General features: G+C 61.4%; 17 protein-coding genes. 9 read left to right on the forward strand and 8 right to left on the reverse strand.

Annotated features, from left to right (window positions below):
• The 5 genes from Y707_RS31445 to Y707_RS0110275 form a co-directional block, all read right to left on the reverse strand.
• On the reverse strand, positions 1-773 hold a 773-nt coding region (locus Y707_RS31445), incomplete at its 3' end, for an L-lactate permease (RefSeq protein WP_035781193.1).
• 208 nt (positions 774-981) lie between these two features.
• Positions 982-2220: a benzoate/H(+) symporter BenE family transporter gene (locus tag Y707_RS25015; protein ID WP_035781164.1), complete on the reverse strand. Its 1239-nt coding sequence runs from the start codon at positions 2218-2220 to the stop codon at positions 982-984.
• Between the two features lie 88 nt (positions 2221-2308).
• The gene (locus Y707_RS0110265) at positions 2309-3061 is read right to left on the reverse strand and encodes an ArsR/SmtB family transcription factor (protein ID WP_026535019.1); all 753 of its coding nucleotides are present in this window, start codon (positions 3059-3061) and stop codon (positions 2309-2311) included.
• An 85-nt stretch (positions 3062-3146) separates the two neighbouring features.
• The gene (locus tag Y707_RS0110270; protein WP_026535020.1) at positions 3147-4976 is read right to left on the reverse strand and encodes a glycoside hydrolase family 2 protein; all 1830 of its coding nucleotides are present in this window, start codon (positions 4974-4976) and stop codon (positions 3147-3149) included.
• 43 nt (positions 4977-5019) lie between these two features.
• Entirely contained in the window at positions 5020-6036 is a 1017-nt protein-coding gene (locus Y707_RS0110275) for a LacI family DNA-binding transcriptional regulator (protein WP_026535021.1), read from the reverse strand.
• A gap of 208 nt (positions 6037-6244) precedes the next feature.
• Between Y707_RS0110275 and Y707_RS0110280 the strand changes: the two genes are divergently transcribed.
• The 4 genes from Y707_RS0110280 to Y707_RS0110295 are packed head-to-tail and all read left to right on the forward strand — an operon-like array spanning position 6245 to position 10452.
• A complete protein-coding gene (locus tag Y707_RS0110280) occupies positions 6245-7564 on the forward strand; it encodes an ABC transporter substrate-binding protein (RefSeq protein ID WP_035781166.1) in 1320 nt (439 codons plus the stop codon).
• A gap of 6 nt (positions 7565-7570) precedes the next feature.
• Positions 7571-8539 carry a carbohydrate ABC transporter permease gene (locus Y707_RS0110285; RefSeq protein ID WP_026535023.1) on the forward strand — a complete coding sequence of 323 codons (969 nt, stop codon included), beginning with the start codon at positions 7571-7573 and terminating at the stop codon, positions 8537-8539.
• Positions 8536-9423, forward strand: a complete 888-nt coding sequence (locus tag Y707_RS0110290; protein ID WP_035781169.1) for a carbohydrate ABC transporter permease — start codon at positions 8536-8538, stop codon at positions 9421-9423. Before Y707_RS0110285 ends, Y707_RS0110290 begins: the two co-directional genes overlap by 4 nt.
• A 6-nt stretch (positions 9424-9429) precedes the next feature.
• Positions 9430-10452, forward strand: a complete 1023-nt coding sequence (locus Y707_RS0110295; protein ID WP_081744772.1) for a glycoside hydrolase family 43 protein — start codon at positions 9430-9432, stop codon at positions 10450-10452.
• Between the two features lie 65 nt (positions 10453-10517).
• Here the strand turns inward: Y707_RS0110295 and Y707_RS0110300 are convergent, their stop codons facing one another.
• Positions 10518-11171 (reverse strand): IclR family transcriptional regulator, encoded by a 654-nt coding sequence (locus Y707_RS0110300; RefSeq protein WP_026535026.1) that lies wholly within the window; start codon positions 11169-11171, stop codon positions 10518-10520.
• A gap of 185 nt (positions 11172-11356) precedes the next feature.
• On the opposite strand from Y707_RS0110300, the gene Y707_RS0110305 reads away from it, so the two are divergent.
• Genes Y707_RS0110305 through Y707_RS0110315 form a run of 3 tightly spaced genes read left to right on the forward strand, consistent with a single transcriptional unit; the run spans position 11357 to position 14897 of the window.
• On the forward strand, positions 11357-12577 hold the full coding sequence (locus tag Y707_RS0110305) for a CaiB/BaiF CoA transferase family protein (RefSeq protein WP_026535027.1): 1221 nt from the start codon (positions 11357-11359) through the stop codon (positions 12575-12577).
• Positions 12577-13512: a hydroxymethylglutaryl-CoA lyase gene (locus tag Y707_RS25020; RefSeq protein WP_051441863.1), complete on the forward strand. Its 936-nt coding sequence runs from the start codon at positions 12577-12579 to the stop codon at positions 13510-13512. Before Y707_RS0110305 ends, Y707_RS25020 begins: the two co-directional genes overlap by 1 nt.
• Positions 13491-14897 carry an SLC13 family permease gene (locus Y707_RS0110315; protein WP_026535028.1) on the forward strand — a complete coding sequence of 469 codons (1407 nt, stop codon included), beginning with the start codon at positions 13491-13493 and terminating at the stop codon, positions 14895-14897. The genes Y707_RS25020 and Y707_RS0110315 overlap by 22 nt, the downstream gene beginning before the upstream one ends.
• A gap of 94 nt (positions 14898-14991) precedes the next feature.
• Here Y707_RS0110315 and Y707_RS28980 read toward each other — a convergent pair whose 3' ends face one another.
• Complete coding sequence (locus Y707_RS28980) at positions 14992-16899, reverse strand: plasmid pRiA4b ORF-3 family protein (RefSeq protein ID WP_162150207.1); 1908 nt, start codon at positions 16897-16899, stop codon at positions 14992-14994.
• A 303-nt stretch (positions 16900-17202) separates the two neighbouring features.
• On the opposite strand from Y707_RS28980, the gene Y707_RS0110325 reads away from it, so the two are divergent.
• Both Y707_RS0110325 and Y707_RS0110330 read left to right on the forward strand, forming a co-directional pair.
• On the forward strand, positions 17203-17835 hold the full coding sequence (locus Y707_RS0110325; RefSeq protein ID WP_253905125.1) for a uracil-DNA glycosylase family protein: 633 nt from the start codon (positions 17203-17205) through the stop codon (positions 17833-17835).
• Between the two features lie 184 nt (positions 17836-18019).
• Positions 18020-18565: an AMIN-like domain-containing (lipo)protein gene (locus tag Y707_RS0110330; RefSeq protein ID WP_026535031.1), complete on the forward strand. Its 546-nt coding sequence runs from the start codon at positions 18020-18022 to the stop codon at positions 18563-18565.
• Positions 18566-18589: 24 nt separating this feature from the next.
• Here the strand turns inward: Y707_RS0110330 and Y707_RS25025 are convergent.
• Positions 18590-20169, reverse strand: a 1580-nt coding sequence (locus Y707_RS25025; RefSeq protein WP_051441865.1) for a glycoside hydrolase family 10-like protein, incomplete at its 5' end; no start/stop codon positions are given.

The raw sequence follows: 20169 nt of genomic DNA on the forward strand, positions 1-20169 counted from the left end.
CAGCCGTCCCTGAGATTCGCGATCAGCAGGGTCGCCGCGATGGAGACCAGCGATGCCGCGACGCCGGCCAGCGGAACCGAAATGAAGTAGTTGAAACCGATCAGCACGCCCCACATCAGCAGGCTTACGCCCACCGCGTGCGGGATATATGGAGCGGCGCGGCGGAATCCGAAACCCAGCAGAAGCGCGGTCAGGCTCATCACCAGCAGCACGGGCAGGGTGAACACCGCGCTCCACGTTCCCAGTGCCCGAAAACTGACATTGCCCAGTTCCGACGCCACAAGGGTTCCCGGTCCGAGCGATCCCCAGGCGCCGAGGACGAGCCCCATCAAGCCCACAGTCGCCGCCCGTGCAGGGGAGAGGCCGAAGTGCAGCAGGATGGGGATCCCGACGATGACGCCAAGGCCGAAACCGGTCACCGATTCGGCGAACGGCGTGATGCCCAGGACGACGAGCAGCACCGCCCGCTGCGGCGTGGAACAGGCAGTCTCGATCCACGTCGAGATGGTCGCCTGTGCTCCTGACGCGCGCAGCAGCCCGCCGAGCATCACACCGCCGAGGATGATCAGCAGGACCTCAATGATGAGCGGTCCCAGCGACGCCGTGAATTCAGTGGCGTTTCCAGCGGAGATGGGGAAGGCAATCCAGCTGACGACGACGGCGGTCAGTACCGCGGCGGACGCGGCAAAGTGTGACTTCAGGCCGGTGGCCAACAACGCGCAGGCGACCAGTATCGGCGCCGAGGCGAGTAACGCCGTCGTCCAGTCAACCATCCGTGCACCTCCGCGGGGCCACAGCGATGCAGCAGCAATTTTCAGTCAGGAGGAGTCTATATCCGAGTACCATCGCTCCGGAGAGCCATCTTAGCCGCAACGGCTGGAGGATGTTCCGCAGGGCCCACCCCGTCAGCCCGTTAGCCGCCGGTCAGGTCGCTGCAGTGGGCTGACCTGCGGCCGAGAGGCTGACGCGACGATGTCGGGTTTAGGCGGGTGATCCTGCGGCGGTTCGGCTATACCGGCGAAGCAGGAGGTAAGCGGCGCTGCCGGCCAGCAGTCCCCAGAACGGCGAGACGATGCCCATCGGGGCGATCCCGGACGCCGTGACGACCAGCGTTATGATCGCCGCTTCGACCGCGATCGGATGTTCCTTGACGCCGGAGATCGTTTCGATAAAGGAACTCTGCAGGGCACCGAGCAGCGCGACTCCGGCCAGTGCCGTCATCATTTCTTCCGGGACCGCGGCAAAGAGCGCCACCGCGGCATTGCTGAAGAGTCCAAACAGGATGTAGAAGATGCCGCAGAAGAGCCCGGCGATATAGCGGCGTCGCATGTCTTCGTGCGCTTCCCGGCCTGAGCAGATGCCGGCGGTGACCGCTGCGAGATTGATGCCGTGGGAACCGAACGGCGCGGAAACCAGCCAGGCCAGCGACGCTCCGCTGAGGATGAGTTTGTCGTTCACCTGGTAGCCGGAGGTGTGCATGACTGCCAGCCCGGGACCGTTCTGACCTGCCATCGTGACGATCATCAGGGGAATGGAGATGCTCATGATGGTCTGGAAATCGAACGTCGGAGTGGTCCAGACCGGGCCACTCATATCGAGTTCGAGCGCCGGCGCCGTGGCCTGCCCGCTTGCGGCACTGAGGACAGCTCCCACCAGCACGGCCAGCAGCACGGCATAGCGGGGCGTGATCCTCCGGCCGATCAGGAACGCGGCCACCAGGCCACCGGCGATAAGAGGGGAGTCGACGACGGCGGAAGCCACGTTGAGGACGAATGGCAGCAGGACGCCGGCCAGCACTGCGGCCATCACCGGCTTCGGCACGATGGCCAGCAGTTTTCCGAAGAGGCCGGTCGCGCCGAGGACCAATGCCAGCAGCGCGGCCACGATATAGGCACCGATGGCATCGCTGTAGTCGTAATCTCCGAGGGCTGTCAGCAGCAGTGCCGCCCCGGGGATGGACCAGGCGACGACGACCGGCTGGCGGGTGAACAAGCTGAGGGCAATGCAGGTCACGCCGCTCGCCACCGCGATGGCCCAGATCCACGACGTCGTCTGCTCCCTGCTAAGACCGGCACTGTGGGCTGCCTGCAGAACGACCAGCATCGGTCCTGCATAAGAGACCGCCACGGCAACAAAACCGGCCGTCACCGCAGAGAGCGACATGGAGGCCCGTAAGCCCGGCCCGTTCGGTCGATCCGGTTTGGTCAATGTCCTCGCCATCAGCGCCCGCCTTCCTGGTGTCGGTCCCGCGGTTGCGCGTCACTGTAGCGGAAATGCCGGATATGGGTGCGGAGGTTTCAGATATGAATCAGCTGTACATAAGCGACCCTGGCGTCGTCAGGACCTCGCCGGTTTCAAGCCAGGTTTTCAGCCCGGAGAGGATCATCGGCCAACCACCGTAAAGCTGATCGTTGGCCCCTTCCCTGAGCTGATCATGGGTCACCGTGAGGCGGCAGGAGTCGCCGACGGACTCAATCTCCCAGGTGATCCTCGAGGTTCCCTCGCTTTTCACGTCCTCGCCCCACAACGCAGTCATGCTCTGCACCAGCCTGCGCGGCGGATCGACGTCAAGGTTTTCGCCTTCACCGAGCAGCTCGCCGGCCTTAGGATTGCTCATCTCGAAGCGGGATCCAGGTGTCCAGTCGGAGCTAATCGTATTGCCGAACTGGTACTTGCTCCTGATCTCACTGTCGGTGATCGCGTTCCAGAGAGCCTCTGGGGTGGTGCGGATATAGATTTCGAAAATCTTCTCCATCGGACTTTCCAATCTCGATTTCAGGCCGCTCAATCCCGCGGCCCACGGTTCTGCATATTTGCTCACCCAGCGGTCGTGGATGAGCCGGATAGGTACCGGGTTCAGGAAGTGGAGTTTTTCACGTCCCCGGCGCCTGGTGACAACCAGGCCGGCTTCCTCGAGCAGCTTCAGGTGCTTCATGACACCGAAGCGTGTGATGTCGAAGCGGGCTTCGAGTGCACTCAGTGTTTGGCCGTCCGCCCGGAAGAGCTCATCGAGCAGGTCCCTCCGGGTCGGATCGGCCAACGCCTTGAATACTTCATCCACGCTCTAATAATAGGTGACCATATGGTCACATGTCTATCGTTTTTGGCGAGCTCTTTCCGTGCTCGCCGAGCGTGACTACCTCTGGTTACGCGGCGCCGTCGTCCCCGGTCACGATCTTGCGGATGGTTTCGACAGGGAGTTTGGGCTTGCGGTGCTCGTCGGTCAGGCCGTTCGCTTCCTGCAGGGTATCGGTGAGCTGGGTATAGCAGAAACCGGCCAGGACAGGGCTGGCGTACAGTGCCGAGAAGAGGCCCTGAAGCTGGTCGGCGAACTCCTCGGGGGATCCCGCCGTCGAATATCCCCAGGTGTCGATGGCGCTGTCCGGAGCATAGGACACGCCACCGAATTCGGACACCATGACCGGTTGGTTGCGCTTGCCGGTCGGCAGCGCCATCAGCCTGCGTCCGGCCGGACCGATTCCGTCGATAAGTGCCTGCACGGCCTGAGGATCCTGGTAGTGGGATAACAGGCTGTCGTGCGTCGTCGCGTAGTCGTGGATGGTCATCAGGTCCGAATCCGCATGCTCCCAGCCATCATTGGAGATAACCGAACGGGACGGATCCAGGGCCTTCGTCAGGTGGTACATGGCCTGCGCGAAGTGCAGTTGCGCGGGGTCGTGGGAAATGTGCTGGACGCCCCAGCTCTCGTTGATCGGGACCCAGGTGACGATGCTGGGGTGGGAGCGGTCGCGCTTCAGAACGCTCATCCATTCACGCGTAACCCGTTCGACGGCGGTGGTGGAGAACTCGAAGGTGCTCCCCATTTCGCCCCAAATCAGCAGGCCAAGGCGGTCGGCCCAGTACAGGAAGCGCGGATCCTCGACTTTTTCGTGCAGCCGGGCGGAGTTGAAGCCCAGATCTTTGATCAGCTGGACCTCGTCGCGGATTGCCTGCGCATCCGGGGCGGTGAGGTGCGACTCCGGCCAAAAGCCCTGCTCGAGCACCGAGCGGACATAATACGGCCGGTCGTTGAGCAGGAAATGTCCGCCGGCTTCGCCAACGCTGCGCAATCCGAGGTAGGACCAGAGCTCATCGAGGACCGCGCCGTCGTCGTCGAGCACAGTCACATGCGCATCAATCAGGCGCGGATGTTCCGGAGACCAGAGCAGGGACTCGTACGCCTGGCCGTTGGCCTGACGGGCGATCGCACAGCTCATCCGGGCGCGCGGTTCGGAAGTGGCGAGCTGCTGCGTACCGAGGTGCTGGCCGCCGTAGCTCAGCTCAACCCGGACATTGACCGCAGCGCTGGGGCGGTGCGAGAGTTCGACGTCGAGCTGCACCGTTCCGGCGGGTACGTCCGACTGCCAGGCGACGCTTTGCACGTGCGTTGCCGGGACGGCCTCCAGCCATACCGGCTGCCAGATGCCCGTGGTGCGGTGGTACCAAATGACGTGCGGATCCTCGAGCCAGTCCTGCTTGCCGCGCGGCTGGGAAACGTCGTGCGGGTCATCTTCGGCCCGGACGACGAGAGTCAGGTCGTCGCCGGTGCTGGTGTGCCCGGTGATATCGAACGAAAACGGGGTCTGCCCGCCCTCATGGGTTCCAAGGAGCCGGCCGTCGAGCCAGACGGCGGCACGGTAGTCGACGGCGCCGAAGTGCACGAGGATGCGGTCGTCGCCATTGGCGCGGCCGGCCGCAGCGACGTCGTCGGCGGTGATGGTGCGTTTGTACCAAACAACCGGGTGGAATCCCGTGTCACCGATGCCCGACTTGGCGGATTCGGGCGGAAAAGGGACCGTGATAGTGCGCGGGAAGTCATGCGAGCCTGTGGCCCAGCCGGCGTCCAGGCCGTCGTCGTCGTCGTCGTGCGCAAATGCCCACTCTCCGGAAAGGTCCTGCCAGGCTTGCCGCACCAGCTGGGGGCGCGGGTAGGTGCCGTCCTGGCTGCTGGCAGTGGTCGAAGATATGTTGGGCATGCGGATATCCTGACCCAAATTTCCAGCGCTGTAAAGTCCACCGTCAGCTGCCCGGGGCCGGGGCGCTGTGCCGGACCGCGAGCGAATGCGGTACGACGCGGTGCCGTCCGATGCCCTGGTAACCGTTGATCCGTTCGGCAAGCAGCTCCAGCGCGACCTCGGCCAGCCGGAGCTTGTCGGGGGCGATGGAGGTGAGGGTCGGCGTCGTGTAGGAGCCGAGGGCGGTGTTGTCCCAGCCGACCACCGCGACGTCGTCGGGGACTTTCACGCCAGCGGCCGTGAGCCCGCGCAGCGCGCCAATGGCGAACTTGTCGTCACGGCAGACAACGCCGTCGAAATCCACTCCCCGTGACAGGGCGGCAGTGACGGCTTCCGCGCTCGCTTCCGGGGAGAAATCCGGGACGGGGAAAACAAGATCGGGATTGAGCGCAATGCCGGCGCCGACCAGCCCCTGTTGATATCCCAGGAGCCGCTGGTCTGTGGAACCGGTGATGTCGTGCTCGACCACGCCGAGGAAGGCGATCCGGCGGCTGCCCAGTGAGAGCAGGTGTTTGACACTGTCGACGGCGGCGCTGACGTTGTCGATCATGACGTGGTCCGTGGTGACCGGCGTGGTTGATTCGCCCAGCAGCACAAGGGGAGTGTCGCGGCGAAGTTTGGCGATTTCCAAGGTGTTCATGCGCACTGGATGGAAGATCACGCCATCCACCAGTCCGGCTTCCCGGTCTTTGAGCACCGCATGCTCGGCATCCACATCGCTCAAGGTCTGTTCGATGATCACCCGGTAGCCGCGGCGGGTCGCTCCTTCGGCGATATGCCGGGACAGTTCGGAAAAATAAGGGTGGTCGATTTCCGGCATGGCCAGGGCGATCATGCCCGTTTTGCCGGTTGCGAGACGGCGAGCGGTCAGGTTGGGTTTGTAGCCGAGCTGGTCGATTGCCTCCTGGACACTCTTGCGCAACTGCGGCGCGACATGAGGATAGTCATGGACGACGTTCGACACCGTCTTCATCGAAACGCCGGCCAGTTCGGCCACATCGGCCAGTCGGACCTGCTTCATATTTCCCATCCTGTCGGCAATCCTAATGGACCCGCCAAGTAACCTCGCTGAGACGCTAGGTGGCGATTCCATAACGACACTAGACATTACAGTTTACAGCGCTGTACATTGGTCCTCACGCCGTGAGCTGGGTCGCACTGACGTGCGGGCACAGCCATTCACCGTTACGCGCACCGAGCGTGGAGCAACGTTTTCACTGAGGAGGACGATGATGAATCACCCCAAGCGGTCTGTTCGCAGCCGCCTAGCCACCGCCACTGCCATCGGTGCAGCAGCCATCATGGCGCTGACAAGCTGTGGAGGTTCCGGCGGCCAGGAAGCTGCCCAGCAGGAATTTACCGGCGAATACACCGGACCTCCGGTCGAACTCTCCTACTGGAACGGCTTCACCGGCGGCGATGGCCCCTTCATGAAGAAGATGGTCAAGGAGTTCAACGCCGAACACGAGAACATCACGGTGAAGTCCAACACGATGCAGTGGGCGGACTTTTACCAGCGGCTCCCAGCAGCGGTCACCGCCGGTGAGGGTCCCGACGTCGGTGTTATGCACCTTGACCAGCTCGCCACCAACGCTGCGCGCAACGTCATCGTTCCCGTCGATGATCTGGCCGAGTCGCTTGAGCTGACCGCCGATGACTTCTCCGAAGAGGTCTGGAACGCCGGTGTCTACAAGGATGCGCGCTACGGAATTCCGCTGGACGTGCACTCGCTCGCCATGTACTACAACACCGAGCACTTCAAAAAGGCCGGAATCAAGGAAGCTCCCACCGACGCGGAGTCCTTTGAAGCGGCACTGAAGAAGCTTGAGGCTGCAGGCTACGAGACCCCGTTCTGGATGCCCGCGAAATGGCCCAGCCACCTGATGAACCTGTCGCTGCTGTGGCAGAACGGCGGAGACCCCTACAACGGCGACGAGGCGAAGGCCACGTTTGATTCCGAAGCCGGTGTCAAGGCGCTTGAGTGGCAACGGTCGATGGTCGAGAAGGGTTACAGCCCCGGGGACGTTGCCATCGATTCGCAGTATGTCGCCTTCAAGAACGGCAAAACTTCCATTACGTGGGATGGCATCTGGCAGATCAATGACCTGAAGGCATCCGGTCTTCCGTTTGAGGCTGCTCCGGTTCCGACCATCGGTTCCGAGGATGCGGTTTGGGCCAACTCGCACAACTTCTTCCTGCCCCGCCAGGCCTCCCCGGACGCGGACAAAACGAACGCCGCGAAGGTCTTCATCGCCTGGATGAGCGAGAACTCGGATGAGTGGGCAGGCGCGGGCATGATCCCGGCCCGTGAATCGGTCCGTACCAGTGGAGTGCTCGACGGCACGTTCCAGCAACCGATCGCGGAACGGATCGACACCATGCGGTTCCTGCCGGCTATCCCGGGTATTGGTGCGGTGCAGGCCGAAACCCTCGAAGTAGCTGTGGGCAATGCGGTCCTCGGCAAGGAAGAGCCGAAGAACGCTCTCACCGAGGCTGCAAAGAAGGCCAGCACGTTGATGGAAGAAAACGAAGCACAGTTTGGAAACTGACCGTTCATGAAATCAACAACGGAAGTGGGCGTCCTCCCGAAAGAGAGGGCGCCCCAGCCCCGCGTAAAGGCAGGACGGTCGGTGCGGGAACAGGGTAAGGCCACCCCATGGCTTTTCCTGGCTCCGTATCTGGTGCTGTTCATCGGCTTCGTGCTGCTGCCGATCGTGTTCGGTGCCTGGATCAGCCTGCACACCTGGGACTACACGATGCCGGTCCACCCGTTCGTCGGGCTGGACAACTACATCGAGCTGATGCAGCCCGGTTCCATCGCCTTCGAGAACTTCTGGAACTCCATGAAGGCAACCGGCATCTTCACGCTGTTCAGCGTGCCGTTGCTGCTGACCATTCCGCTGGCAGTCGCACTGCTGATGGCGAAGAATTTTCCCGGCCGGAACTTCTTCCGTGCGGTCTACTTCGCGCCCTACGTACTCGGTGTGGCCGTCGTCGCGATCCTCTGGCGCTACCTGCTGGACAGCAACATCGGCCTCGTCAATTACTACCTCGGCCTTCTTGGTTTGCCGGATGACATCGCCTGGACGACGTCGACGCCGGCAGCCTGGGTGGCCCTGATTGGCGTGACGGTGTGGTGGACGCTTGGCTTCAACGCGGTCATTTACCTGGCTGCGTTGCAGGACATCCCTGCCGAACTTTATGAGGCGGCCCGGATGGACGGGGCCAATGGCTGGAACCAGTTCATCCATGTGACACTGCCGGGCCTGCGTCCGGTTCTCATCTTCGTCACGATGATCACGCTGATCGCTTCGGCCAATATGTTCGGCCAGTCCTACCTGATGACACAGGGCGGACCCGGTCGTGAAACCCGCACGGCGATCTACCAGATTGCGGAGACCGGACTGCGCAACTTCCAGATGGGCAGCGCCGCAGCCATGAGCTACGTGCTGACGCTGTTCCTGATGGTGCTGAGCATCATCCTGTTCTGGCTGTTCCGTGAGAAGAAGGAGTCCAGGAAATGACTCAGCTTACCGACAGGCCAGCACAGACCGAGGACCGGCCGGTGCAGCGGCGGCCAGTCAACAGGGGACGCAAGATCCTGCGGATCGTCATTCTTGGCATCGTCGCTTTGATCTTCATCAGCCCGGTCATCTTCATGATCGTGACCTCGTTCAAGACCCGCGGTGATGCGACCAGTATTCCTCCGAGTTGGCTTCCGATTCCCTTCACCCTGCAGGCCTACGAGGCCATCTTGTCTCCGCAGAGCAGTACCCCGGTGCTGCGGTGGTTTTTCAACAGCATGGTCGCGGCGCTGCTGAACTCGGCACTCGTGGTGATTACGGCGTCGTTGGCTGCCTACCCGTTGGCGAGAATGAACTTCAAGGGCAAGAACGTCGTCTTCGGCATTATTGTTGCAACGCTTCTCGTCCCGCCGGTGATCCTGGTGATCCCGAACTACCTGATTGTCAGCGACCTGGGGTGGCTCAACTCGCTGATCGCCATCATCGTTCCGACGGCGGCATCAGCGTTTGGCGTGTTCTTCATGCGGCAGTTCTTCATTGCGCTGCCTGTGGACCTTGAGGAGGCGGCACGGCTCGACGGGGCAAACCGGTTACTGATCTTCACCCGGATTGTCTTGCCGCTGGCCAAGCCCGCCCTGGCCACGTTGGCTCTGCTCGCGTTCTTGACGAACTGGAACGACTTCCTCTGGCCGGTCTATGTCCTGTTCAGTCCTGAAGTGCAGACGCTGCCGGCCGGTTTGTCCACCCTGCAGGGAGCCAACTCGGTGCGGTACGACCTGCTGATGGCAGGCGCCGTCGTCGCGAGTATTCCGGTACTGGTGATCTTCGTCTTCCTGCAGCGCTTCATCATCGAAGGCGTCTCGCGCTCCGGCGTGAAGGGCTAAGACGGTATGGCCAAGGCATTCCGGCGCTTCGGCGCGCGTTCGGCGTTGTTCCCCGCGGCACTATTGACCGGATTGCTGCTGGCCAGCTGTTCCGGTGGGGGCCCGTCCACTCCGGCGGGCTCCCCATCGGAGGACGCCTCCTCATCGGGACCGGATATGGCCGGACCGGTGATCGACCGCGACTTTCCGGATCCTGACGTCCTGGAAGTCGACGGCACCTACTACGCCTATGCGACCAACGGCAACGGAATGAATGTCCAGATGGCGACGTCGAAGGACCTGGAAGACTGGACGGTCCTCGACAAGGATGCAATGCCGGAAATGCCCTCGTGGGTGGTCCCTGGCAAGACCTGGGCTCCCGAGGTTACGGAAGTCTCCGAGGGTACTTTCGTGCTGTACTTCACCGCCACCAACTTCGACCCGGCACGGCAGTGCATCGGCGTCGCGACGGCCAATAGCCCGACGGGACCCTTTGTGGCGCAGGGCGAAGAGATGCTGGTTTGCCCGATCGACGAGGGCGGTGCCATCGATGCCAGTACCTTCGTCGACGACGACGGCTTGCACCTGGTGTGGAAGAACGACGGCAACTGCTGTGGGCTCGACACCTGGATCCAGACCGCTCCGCTGAGCACGGACGGCCTGAGCCTGACCGGTCCGCCGCAGAAAATTATTAAGCAGACGCTCGATTGGGAGGGCGACCTCGTAGAAGCGCCCACGATCGTGAAACGTGGCACCACCTACGTGTTGCTGTACTCCGCCAACTCCTATTCGGATGGACGCTACGCCATCGGCTACGCGTCCGCTCCGAAACTCAGCGGTCCGTGGGCTAAAACGCCCAAACCGATCTTCTCCACGAAGTCCTCAGAGCACCGGTACCTCGGTCCCGGCGGCCAGGACGTGGTGACCGGTCCGATGGACCAGGACTATCTGGTGTTCCACGGCTGGGATCCCGCCTTTACCTACCGCGGGATGTTCGTCGCACCGCTGGAATGGGATGGAGCGGTACCGCGGGTCGTGCTGGGGGAGTAGCCGCGCGCCAGGATTATGGACGTTCCGTTCCACGTCTCTACGTGTTTTGGCCGGTGCGGTGCCTGTTACAGAAAGTTTTCCGCGGCTTCTTCGATATCCCGGGCGGCTTTGACTACGTCATGCCCGTACCGTTCACCCGGCTTATCCCCTGATCTGGCAACCGGAGCTGCGAGGCAAAGCGCGCCCAGGAGCTGGCCCCGTACGGAGATGGGGACCGATACCGAGCACAATCCCGGCGTTCGCTGCGACACAGACTCGATCCAGCCATACTTGGCCAATTCTTCGTCGACGTCATCTCCGCCCGCAAGGATCCGACCGCTGGAACCGGCCGGTAGTTCCAACTTGGAACCGGGTGGCATCGCGGCCCGCAATTCGTGTCTGCTGTCTTCGCTAATCAAGCACATGCGCGCTGTCCCGCGCCGGACCCAGATCTGCGCGCTCTCTCCGGTGAGGTCACGCAACTGAGCGAGTATCGGTTTCGCGGCAACCTCAAGCGGCGACACCCTGAACCGCGTTCCCAAACTGAAGCGGCCATCCTCCCTGCGTGCGAGGAATCCAAAGTCCGCCATGTCCACTGCAAGCCGGTGCGCCGTCGAAACGGAGAGCTGGGTTTTCTCAGCGATCGCGGATGCCGTTAGTGGTTGTCCTTCAACGGCATCCAGAATTCCGGCGACTCTTCGCAGCATGCGTGTGCCGGGGGACGAAGATTGGCTTTCCATACCGAGAGGCTATCGGGAAAGAATCGCGGCGGGCCACCGCAATGCCTGGGACCGCATGGGCGGTTGCCAAACAATATTGCTCAGCCCCTTGTGTGTGGTGCGCATCACTTGCTAGGCTCCATCCCATTAAATGATATTACATTCCCAGTGTATGGGAAGTATGGAGAAAGGTGGCACAGAGCCATATGGAAATCGGTACTGAGACGCCACCCCTAAGTGGCATACGAGTGTTGGAGCTGGGTAACTTCATCGCAGCTCCCTTCGCGGCGCGACTATTCGGAGACTTTGGGGCCGAGGTCATCAAGATAGAACGGCCGCAGGGCGGCGATGAATTGCGGGACTGGCGGAAGACAAGGGGTGAAACCTCCATGCTTTTCCGCACCATGGCCCGGAACAAAAAGTCGGTCACCCTGGACCTGCGGACGGACGAAGGACGCGAAGCGGCCAAGAAGATTGCGGCCAAATGCGATGTCGTCATCGAAAACTTCCGTCCCGGGACATTGGAGCGTTGGGGGCTGGGGCCTGATGTGCTCAAAGAGCTCAATCCGGATGTGGTGATTGTCCGTATATCCGGTTATGGACAGACAGGTCCGTATAAGGATCGGGCCGGCTTTGGCAGCTCCGCCGAGTCTTTCGCCGGTCTGCGGTACATCACCGGCGAGCCAGACCGTCCCGCCGGACGGGCAGCGGCCAGCATGGGCGACACCGTCGCTGGACTGTACGGAGTCATCGGTGCCTTGATGCTGATGCTGCAGCGTGCTTCGGGACGCAGCAGCACGACGTCGTCCCAAGTGGTCGATGTGGCTCTTTACGAGGGGGTTTTCAGCCTGTTGGAATCGCTCGTGCCCGACTACGACGCATATGGGATGGTGCGGCAACGCACAGGTGGACGGCTTCCAGGCGTAGTGCCTACCGGTTCGTATCCCTGCGAAGGTGGCCAGGAAGTAGTCATTGGTGGCAATTCCAATTCGGTCTTTGTGCGTCTGATGAACGCCATCGGTCGGCTGGATCTCGCAGAGGACGAATCGCTGTTGGGGACTGAGGCGCGCGGAGCGCGTGAAGAGGAACTCAACGACGCAATCAGTCGTTGGACGTCGGAACGCTCGCTCGCCGTCGTGCTTAAGGAACTGGAAACAGCAGGAGTTCCCGCGGCGCCGGTATACGATGCACCGAGTATCGCTGAGGACCAGCACTATTTGGCCCGCGGCATGATCCAAACCCACAAGGTGATGGTCGAAGATTCTCTGGAAGACATTCGCTTCCCCGGAGTAGTTCCTAAAATCCCTGGGCATGAAGGATCGGTCCGGTGGGTTGGGCCTGAACTTGGGGAGCATACCGAAGAAGTGCTTAAGGAATTCGTCTACGGCGACGACTCCGAAGGCCCCGAGCTCAAGGACGTGGTCTAATGCAGATCGACATCACAGACGTGTTTCTGCGCGATGGCCTGCAGGATGAAGACGTAACCGTGCCCACTGGCCGGAAACTCGATATTTACCAAGGATTGGTGGCCGCGGGGGTACGAAGAATAGAAGCCGCATCCTTCGTCAACCCCAACAAGGTCCCGCAAATGGCAGATGCAGAGGAGCTCTTTGCAGGTTTGGGCCACCATGAAGGAGTGGTCTCAACTGCCCTGGCGCTCAACGGACGTGGCATTCAGCGGGCCGTTGACGCGGGCGTTCGGAATATCCAGATCGTTGCTTCAGCGAGTCAGGCCCATAGCAACGCCAACGCGGGCAGCAGCACGAAGGATGCTCTTGCGGACCTTGGCCGGCGGGTGGCCGAATTCCCGGATATCGAATTCTATGCAGGCATTTCGACGGCGTTTACGTGTCCCTTCGAGGGACACATCGCACCGGCCCAATTATTGAGTGTGGTGCGCGGTTTTCTCGACATGGGTGTTACCAATATCGGACTGGCAGACACCTTGGGAACCACCCCGACCAACCGCTTGATCGAGTCGGTCCACTACGTGATGGAAGCCGAACCTGGTGTGAAATGGTTCCTGCACCTTCATAATGCTCATGGACAGGCATTGGACACGGTGGATGCCGCCATCGGGCTGGGAATCACCAATTTTGACAGCGCGCTGGCCGGCTACGGTGGTTGCCCCTTCGCCCCGGGTGCACATGGAAATCTCGCGACAGAAGAACTTGTCCGTCATCTGCACACGCAGGGACATCAAACAGGAATTGACCAGTCCTCCATCGAGGACGCCGCAGAAATGGCACGTCAGATCCTTAGCCAGACGATGTCCACCACCGAAGGCTCTGTTTCCGACTTTCCTGCCCCTGGCGTGGAAATCCGGGAGGAAGGACAATCATGGTCTATTTCATCTCGATAGCGGCGCTCGTCGTCGTATTCGCTATTGCGACTGTCCGTCCCATCAACATGGGACTCCTCGGCTTTACAGCCGCGTTCATCGTGGGAGGTTGGGTTTCCGGCATCTCCGTCGAAGATATCGTCAACTTCTTCCCGGGCGATATGTTCCTGGTGGTCTTCGGCGTGACGCTCTTGTTTGGCATCGCCAGAGTCAACGGCACCATCGACCTCATAATGAACTCGGCTCTCCGCCTCGTGCGTGGCAAGCCGTGGGCCATTGTCTGGCTGATGTTCCTGTTGGCCGCCGTGCTGATGGCGTTGGGCTCCGTACTTGCCGTGGGTATGCTCGCCCCGATCGCCATGCCGCTGGCCAAGCGGTACGGTATCGACCCGCTCTTAATGGGGATGATGCTCAGCCACGGAGCGCTCGCCGCAGCTTTCTCGCCAATCACTGTCTACGCGGTCGGTATTGATCAGTTGATTGAGGAGCAGGACATTGTAATCAGCCCGGTATTGCTCTTCGCGATCCCGTTTGCCCTCAACCTCCTGCTCGCGGCCGTCCTGTTTCTGGTGCGCGGCAGGGACCTGTGGCGGAGGTCCGAGACGATTTCCGCCGACTCCGTTCGCAGCGCCGGTGAAGAGAGTGGCGGCGCGGGTGGATCAAGCGGTCCCGGTTCCGGTGGCGGCACAAGCGGATCAGACGGTGCAAGTGGTTCAGGCGGTGCGGGCACCGCGACCTCAACCAAAACACGGGTGAGAAGCCACAGCACCACATTGACCACCGAGTCCGTCGTCCCGCACCCCAGCTCCGGCGTAACTCTCGACAATTGGTTCACTTATGCCGCCATGGCCGGGCTGCTTGTAACCGCGTTGATGGGCATCGACGTCGGCGTGGCAGCAACTGGCCTCGGAGCGCTGCTGCTCCTGCTTTCTCCCAAGTGGTCAGAGCCAGCCATGAAAACGGTCTCGTGGTCAGCCGTGCTGTTGGTGTGCGGCATCGTGACCTACATGGGCGTGCTGAGCGCAAACGGAACCATCGACTTCCTGGGCGGTAAAGCGGCTGAAATCCCGTGGCCGCTGCTCACGGCAATTGTCATATTCGTGGCCGTCGGCATGATCTCCGCAGTTGGTTCGTCCTTCGGGATCATCCTCATTGCATTACCGTTGGCGGCACCGCTCCTCGCGACCGGTGAACTCGGAGCAGCCGGATTCGTTATTGCTTTGGCATTCTGCGCGACTGTCGTGGACGTCAGCCCATTCTCAACGAATGGTGTGATCGTGATGGCCAGTGCGCAGGTCGAGGATCCGGCCCGTTTCCAAAGTAAGATGCTTGCCTACACCGGCTACGTCATCGTGGTGGCACCACTGCTGGCTTGGTTGCTGATAGTTCTTCCCACCTCCGTTTGACGGGAAGCTTACGCGGATAAGGCTTGGGTGCCCGGCGATGCGCCGGGCACCCAACCCTTCCTTACGCTTAGTAGCGGAGCCGGGAACTGTTCGGCTACTGCAACGTGGACAATCTGAAGTTGATTTCGTCCACGTCAAGCGCTTTCGGGTCGATAGTCTCGCTGGGCGCCAGACCCAGCCACTCACGAATGTCGCGGTGCTCCTCATGGGATGCGTCGTTAGCGGCTTCAACCTTATCCATCCAGCCCTGGATACCGCCGGAATCCTCGACCGGTGCTGCACCTCTGCCTGCCGTACAAATAGGCAAGTCCTTCCTGGCTGCATCCGGTTTGGTGTCCTCCAGCTGGATTTCGTGTATCCAGTCGTCGCCGAAGTCATACACGTAGATCAGTTTCCTGGCCGTGCCGGACAACACTTCACCAAGGGAAACCGCGGACTCATCCACGTCTCCTTCTTCCATGAACTCAGGGTGAGCGGGGCGGTAAACAGTGCCGCGGTAGGGCCCATCAGTGCTGAAAAGATGCATGTGGGCGTCCATCCACCCAAAGGACAGCTGGATGACGCCGTGCAATTCATTCAACCGGATTGAAGACGGCACCAGGATTCGTCGCCAGATCGGCGGTTTCGATCCGCGCAGTCCGATTTTCAGCTGCCATACCTCGGCGCCGGGCGCGTTCGTGATGCCGTCCAATGTGTAGGAGCTGGAGCCTGCGAACGGATCGTCAAAAAACTCATCGTCGAAGTCGTCGTCAGCCGCCAGTGCAAAATCTCTAACTGTGTCAACGATGGCACCGACACACTGCGCGACGACCGGGGTCACCGTGTAATGATCCTTACCAGTCAGCAAGCCAAGTTCCGAAAGCTGCTCCAAACGGTCCGTGGCGAAACCGACGATCAATGTATTGAACATGTCCCGCTCTTCCTCCGGTGCTGGCATCAGATCGTCGAGCCTTGATCTTTCCACGGGCTCCGACGTTCCAGCCGTCAACACCATCAACATCAGAGATGCGACGGCGGGACGCAACGGCTCGAACACGTCATCAGCCACTGCGGTCTGCAATAGGAAACTGGTCACGAAATCCCGGTACTGGTTGACTTGTTCCGGAACGCCGCCGTACAGCCATTGTTCTGCCTGAGCGGTGGGCTTTACGGTCGTCGATGTCATGGAAATGAGCCCGGCTGCATTCAGCGCCGCCCATATAGTGCTGAGCAGGAGGACGTCGTGCATAGAACGGACGGTCGGTACGGTGCTTTCGTCGGATTCGTCATCCGTCTGCTCAAGTCCGGGCAGGGGCTCGAGCGCGGGACTGGATTTATTGCCCGCCTTGACCCGGACGCCGACACAGGCAGCCGCTGCCTCGATGTCTTTTCGCCGCAGGGCTCCGGTTTGTGTTACTTGCTGGCCCGTTCCCAGCCACTCCAGCAATCGGTTCGTCCGATGGATCAATTCCAGCTGCGAGAAGCCGATCGCTTCTTCTGATTGGCTGAGTTCCGGTACGTCCACATTCGGCAGAGGTACGTCGTGCTCGTCCCAGTCCTCCGAGAGGACACTGTGGGTCTCTGCGAACTCCTCGTCAGAGCCGGTCCAGCGGCCGCTGTCCTGCAGGTAATGGACATACGTGTGCCACGAGTCAACGAAGGCTTCGGCGGCTCCGGGTTCATCGGCCGTTGCGGAGTACGCAGAGCCGATGGCCTCTTCGACTGCCCATGCAGGTAACGATGTGGCAGTGGCCTCGTTTGTCAGCTCAGAGCACATCTCGACCAGGATCTGTGCCATGTTGAGGCAGAGCATCGCACCGTCTGGATCGTTGGTTTCCAGGCTGAACCACTCTATGAAGTCCGGGGCGAATGAATCGATTAGATGCTTATCGCGCTCTTCGGCTGTGGGTTTTGGCGTGGAGGGAACCGCTTGCAGGTGGCGCTGCTGCTTGGGTTTGCTGGACTTGTTCTTGGTCTTGGGTCTGTTCGCCTTGGGTCTGTTCGCCTTGGGTCGTTTCGACACGTACTGTCCCTTCATCGTCAATGGCTTGTTCCAAACCTACAAGCCAACGCCGCCGTGGTTCCAGATGTTTGGTCCTATCCCGTGGATAATCGTGGAGCGGCCATGCCCGACCCGAAATGGATCGGCGTGGCGGGGCATCAATATGGAATTCCGGCTCGCCTGTTTACCCAATCGTGAGATGATTGAGCGTAAGGCAATGAATCTTGCGTGCGATTTGCACTCGCATGTATGTCGCCAGCAGCTGGGATTCAGCGGACAAACCGGGGGAGCATCTACCCCAAGGAGAACACCATGGTACGCCTCATGGCTGACAATATTCACCGCGAGCAACAGTGGGAGCGGCGGTACGCTCCAAATATCGAAGAAGTCAATCGGTTTTGCGACACCTTAAAGACCCAAAAATCCAGGGAACTGCCCTACGTCGACCCGATCCACGATTCGGATGACTGTCGGATTATAAGCCTTTTCTCCAACCCGGGTTCCGGTGTCGAGTCCGGTTTCCTCTCATCGGAAAATGATGACAGCAGCGCAGCCCGGATGGCGGAAATCTACGCGCATGTGGGGCTGCGTCCCGAGCACGTGATGCCGTGGAACGTCTACCCGTGGTACGTCTATGACGAGCAGAAGGGCAAGCTCGACAGGGAGCAGATCAACGAAGGGCTCAAGCCCCTGCTGAAGTTCGTCCAGCGGGTGCCCAGGGCATCAGCGATTGTCGCCCATGGAGCCGATGCCCACAAGATGACCCGCGCCCTGACCAAGGCTGCCATCCCCACCATTCGGCGCCGTGGCTTCAAATTCTACGAAGTCCGCGCCACCAGCGACCGTGCGTTCATCGGCTCCGCGGACAAGCAGGAGGTCTGGCTCCAGGGCATCTACGGTGCCTACGGCGATGCCATGAGCCGGGCAGGAATCGCCCAGCTCAAGTACACCGGCTGAAAACCAACCGAACAAGCGCTCGCCGTAACAAGACGGGCAACTTCTTCCAACCCAGCACGCCTGGAGCGAATCCGATTCGCAACCATGGGTAACAATTCCGCGCCATCGTTGACGCCGGCGGATCCTTCTGATTCAGATCGCCATACCATAGATGCATCTATTCGCGCAACTACAGGGGTGTATCATGAGGAAGTTCTACGCGTGGCTGGGAGCCATGGCGATGATTTTGGGTCTGGGGCTGCTGGCTCCCGGTCCGGCATCGGCAGCTCCCTACTGCGGAATCTATTGGGGTTCGGCGGCCGAGGCAAGTGCAGGTTCAACCAGTACGCCGATAACCAACGTCCGGGCCGGCAGGCATACCTGCTTCGACAGGATGGTCATCGATATCCGGGGCCAGCACGCCGGCTACACAGTTAAGTACGTCAATGCGGTGCGCTCCGGCGGGTCGGGTCAGGTGGTGCAGCTGCGCGGCGGGGCGGATCTCGCCGTCGTCGTCGATGCCCCGACCTACAACCGGAACGGAAACGCGGTGTACCGGCCGTCGAACAGGAAAGAGCTGGTGAATGTCAGCAACTTCAGGACATTCCGGCAGATAGCCATGGGCAGCAGTTTCGAAGGGACGACAACCTTCGGTTTGGGACTGCGTGCGAGGTTGCCGTTCCGCACCTTCACCGTGAATGATGCCGACGGCGGATCGAGGCTGGTAATTGATGTCGCGCACCGTTGGTGAGAATTTACCGGGCGACGTCGGCGGTCAGGCACGAATGAAGACCGCCGACGCTCCACCCGATTCGACCATCAGATCGCTCAGACCGACCACCATGTACCAATAAGTCCGGCCGCGGACAGCACCAGTGTCCACCCAGCGTTCCGGATTTCCACGACGGCGCTGCACCAACCGCAGCGCCGTCGCTTGTGCCGGAATGGCCGGCAGCGAGGCGCCATTGGAGGCCCACCGGTACAGCGCGTAATGCCGCGGAAGCGTTCCTGTGGTGGCGCCGCGCCAGAGAAGTTCGACGCCGGCGCCGTTCCAGCGGGCGCTCGTGACCACCGGGGCGGCCGGTTTGGCACTGTCCAGATGGGGCATTGCCGGTGGAATCGCGACCCGGCTGTAGTACTTGTTTTTGACCAGCGTCATGGCGCCGAGCCGGTCCGCCCGCACGGATTTGGCGGAGAAGTAGACCTGGCCTCGGACCCCCGGCGTCGTGCGGCACTTGGCCGTGTGGTTGGACAACTCCAGCCGGTCCATCCAGTCGGCGCCCTGGGCCGGATCTCCCACCCGATAGGCCGCCTCGCCGATGTAGAGCTTCACGAACGTTCCCTTAACCTGCGCGCCCCACCAGTCCACTAAGACGTTGTAATTCGCGACCGGGAAACCCTGATGCCAGTACAGCTGTGGCACGACGTAGTCGATCCAGCCCTGCCTCACCCAGTGCCGGGAGTCGGCGTAGATCCCGTCGTAAGCCTGGAACCCCGACGTGGCCGAACCGCGCGCATCCGTGGACCGGTTGCGCCAGATCCCGAACGGACTGATGCCGAACAGCATTCGCCGCTTGGTGTTGAAGATCCGTGAGCTCAGATCCCGCACGAAGGCGTTGACACTCCGTCGCCGGAAGTGGGCGCGGCTCTCCCCGAGCGTGCGGAAGGACCTGTACGCGGCGTCGTCGGGAATGCTTTGCCCGGCGACCGGATAGGGGTAGAAGTAGTCATCCAGGTGGACGCCGTCGACGTCGTACTTCGCCACTACCTCGGCAATCACCCTGATAATGAAACTCCGCACTGCCGGGATGCCCGGGTTGTAGTAGCGCCGGCCGCCGTACGCGAAAGACCAGGACGGGTGGAGGCGTGCGGGATGCGATGGGACGAGGCTGTTCAGGTTCGTGTCCATCGAAACCCGGAACGGATTGAACCAGGCATGCAGGTGCAAATTCCGGGCGTGCGCCTCGCGGACCGCAAAGGCGAGGGGATCGTAACCGGGATGCCTGCCTTGCACGCCGGTCAGGTACTTGGACCACGGTTCGCCGACCGTCGAGGGCCAGAACGTATCCGCCGCGGGCCGGACCTGCAGCAGAACGGTGTTGAACTGCATGCTCCGCGCCAGGTTGAGCCAGCCGCGCAGTTCGGATTGTTGTTGCGCCACCGTCAGGCCGGGCCGGGACGGCCAGTCGATATTGGCCACAGTGGAGAGCCACAACGCGCGGAACTCGTTCTTCGGCGTCAGCGTTGGCCGGTACGGTTCCCGCTCTGTGATCCGGTAGATCCGGTTGGGGACCGCCGCGGCAAGTGTGACGGCGGCCTGCCCGCTGGAGCCGACTGCGGTGATGGCGGGTGGGA

This window comes from Arthrobacter sp. H14 (genome assembly GCF_000520495.1).
Taxonomy (GTDB): Bacteria; Actinomycetota; Actinomycetes; order Actinomycetales; family Micrococcaceae; genus Arthrobacter_C.

Excerpts from the sequence above, each read along its gene's own strand:
- Y707_RS25015 (WP_035781164.1), bottom strand. The coding sequence starts at position 2,220 with ATGGCGAGGACATTGACCAAACCGGATCGACCGAACGGGCCGGGCTTA.
- Y707_RS0110270 (WP_026535020.1), bottom strand. The coding sequence starts at position 4,976 with ATGCCCAACATATCTTCGACCACTGCCAGCAGCCAGGACGGCACCTAC.
- Y707_RS0110275 (WP_026535021.1), bottom strand. The coding sequence starts at position 6,036 with ATGAAGCAGGTCCGACTGGCCGATGTGGCCGAACTGGCCGGCGTTTCG.
- Y707_RS0110280 (WP_035781166.1), top strand. The coding sequence starts at position 6,245 with ATGATGAATCACCCCAAGCGGTCTGTTCGCAGCCGCCTAGCCACCGCC.
- Y707_RS0110285 (WP_026535023.1), top strand. The coding sequence starts at position 7,571 with ATGAAATCAACAACGGAAGTGGGCGTCCTCCCGAAAGAGAGGGCGCCC.
- Y707_RS0110290 (WP_035781169.1), top strand. The coding sequence starts at position 8,536 with ATGACTCAGCTTACCGACAGGCCAGCACAGACCGAGGACCGGCCGGTG.
- Y707_RS0110295 (WP_081744772.1), top strand. The coding sequence starts at position 9,430 with ATGGCCAAGGCATTCCGGCGCTTCGGCGCGCGTTCGGCGTTGTTCCCC.
- Y707_RS0110300 (WP_026535026.1), bottom strand. The coding sequence starts at position 11,171 with ATGGAAAGCCAATCTTCGTCCCCCGGCACACGCATGCTGCGAAGAGTC.
- Y707_RS0110305 (WP_026535027.1), top strand. The coding sequence starts at position 11,357 with ATGGAAATCGGTACTGAGACGCCACCCCTAAGTGGCATACGAGTGTTG.
- Y707_RS25020 (WP_051441863.1), top strand. The coding sequence starts at position 12,577 with ATGCAGATCGACATCACAGACGTGTTTCTGCGCGATGGCCTGCAGGAT.
- Y707_RS0110315 (WP_026535028.1), top strand. The coding sequence starts at position 13,491 with ATGGTCTATTTCATCTCGATAGCGGCGCTCGTCGTCGTATTCGCTATT.
- Y707_RS0110325 (WP_253905125.1), top strand. The coding sequence starts at position 17,203 with ATGGCTGACAATATTCACCGCGAGCAACAGTGGGAGCGGCGGTACGCT.
- Y707_RS0110330 (WP_026535031.1), top strand. The coding sequence starts at position 18,020 with ATGAGGAAGTTCTACGCGTGGCTGGGAGCCATGGCGATGATTTTGGGT.